The sequence below is a fragment of the bacterium genome (assembly GCA_037131655.1).
Classification (GTDB): domain Bacteria; phylum Armatimonadota; class Fimbriimonadia; order Fimbriimonadales; family JBAXQP01; genus JBAXQP01.
In genome coordinates, this window is the sequence record JBAXQP010000458.1 from 1 (window position 1) to 1,693 (window position 1,693).

Consider the following 1,693-nt stretch of genomic DNA (forward strand, 5'->3'; position numbering starts at 1 on the left):
CTACAACGCTAATCCCATTCTTGATTGCAAATTCTAAATTCGCCATAACTGCGTCTGGGTGCGTGAAATCAACTACGACTTGGGCGCCACTTGAAATTAATTTATCGAGGGAATCACCAAGATCTAATTGCACAACAACTTCAAGATCGCTTGTGCCAGATATCGCTTTAACGCTCTCTGATCCCATGCGCCCTTTTGCGCCAAGAACTGCAACTTTGATTCTCACGCAATCACCTTCTCAAATTTGGTTTTACTTCTAAATGGACCCACTAGTGCAAGGGTAGCGGGCGCGCTAAACAAGTCGCGGGCTAATTGATGTATTTGATCTGGCGTCACGCTTCTGACCTTATTTAATATCTCATCAAGGAGCTATGGTTGATGCCGCGGGCCGATGTTTTGGTGATCTGTCTGCTTATGGGTATCTTTATTGGGCGGGGGATACGAATTTACTGACTATGCTGGATGAGTTCACTGATGTAGCGACTCAAAAGAAGCTTTATTTGGAATGTCAGAATATTGAAACGCACGGTTTGGACTTTCAGCAACAAGATGAGCTCGTCGTTGGGTCACCTCATTTTTCAATGAAGTCTGTTATTGAGGCGGCCTATGAGTATGATGTCGCGGCGCTACCCTTAATTACTGTAAAAAACTGGCAAAGGAAAGCGTGGGAACCCATGAAGCCTTTATGGCTTAACTTAGGTCGAGAACTAGGACAGGTTCCGCTTTGGATTGCGCAACTTTTTTGTTCAAAATTGAGTTTCTGTCCCCCTCTTTCTTTTAAGGGTTTAGAGTTTGAAAGAACCATCATGTTTGAAAACTTGCTTACAGGCCATCGAGAATCTTGGTATAGCAATGGAAAACCCAATCCTTGTCTTGGCGTATCTATTGGAATACAGAAAGTAGACGGGCATTGTGCATGGGGGCTCGCAATCCCACCGTCAGATGCATTGCAACGGGGTCTAAGTGATCTAATGATGCTGGTGAAAATGCATCAAGTTAGAATGCTACATGATCCTAAAAAGATATTGAAAAAACTACAACAGGCAGAGCCTGAGCTCGATTCTACTTGTAGCTTACATGCAAAAATAGGATAAAGTAGGTTGGGCCTTGGCCCAACAATTTCTTATGATACTTAAGCGTTCTGCTTAGCAGCTATCTTACCCCAACGATCTACCCAAACCTTGGTCATCGGTAGATTCTTGCACGTCTAAAGCTACTAATGTGTTTTCCTGGTTTGGTTCGTTAGTGCTAGGAAGAGTCATGGTTATTGTTGATAACGCTTTATGAAACTCGCATATTTCTCGCACATCTTGTAGAGAAATATCATTTCCAGAATCTTTAGCATCTTGTATTCTTTGCAATATCGCTGCCTGCCTCGATAGGGCATCTCCTAGTCCTTGCATTGCCTCACTCATTTTTTTACAAAGATCTCTGAGTTTTTCTAGAGGGTCTTTGAGCATGATACCCGTTGTTTGTAATCGCTGAAGATGGTGATTGCGTAAACTTAAACGCGCAGACGCTGATAAAGGTTCCGGATCTTTTGGATCTGCCGGTAATGAATAATATAAAAATTCATTTAATTCATGGCAATAGCTTAATTGTTGATCAAGCATCGTATCTAGTTGTTTGTGAGTCATGTGGCTGAAAGTGTCTAGCATAGCCGTTGGATCTTCTGCGGTGATTTGACATAAAT

3 protein-coding genes are annotated in these 1,693 nt (G+C 42.4%); 1 reads left to right on the plus strand and 2 read right to left on the minus strand.

Features of this window, described 5'->3' with window-relative positions; genetic code table 11:
• The coding region (locus WCO51_13580) for a 4-hydroxy-tetrahydrodipicolinate reductase (GenBank protein ID MEI6514284.1) at positions 1 to 220 on the minus strand (220 nt) is incomplete at its 3' end.
• A 151-nt stretch (positions 221 to 371) separates the two neighbouring features.
• Between WCO51_13580 and WCO51_13585 the strand changes: the two genes are divergently transcribed.
• Positions 372 to 1,094 carry a hypothetical protein gene (locus WCO51_13585; protein MEI6514285.1) on the plus strand — a complete coding sequence of 241 codons (723 nt, stop codon included), beginning with the start codon at positions 372 to 374 and terminating at the stop codon, positions 1,092 to 1,094.
• Between the two features lie 63 nt (positions 1,095 to 1,157).
• Here WCO51_13585 and WCO51_13590 read toward each other — a convergent pair.
• Positions 1,158 to 1,693, minus strand: a 536-nt coding sequence (locus WCO51_13590) for a hypothetical protein (protein ID MEI6514286.1), incomplete at its 5' end; no start/stop codon positions are given.

Excerpts from the sequence above, each read along its gene's own strand:
- WCO51_13585 (MEI6514285.1), top strand. The coding sequence starts at position 372 with ATGGTTGATGCCGCGGGCCGATGTTTTGGTGATCTGTCTGCTTATGGG.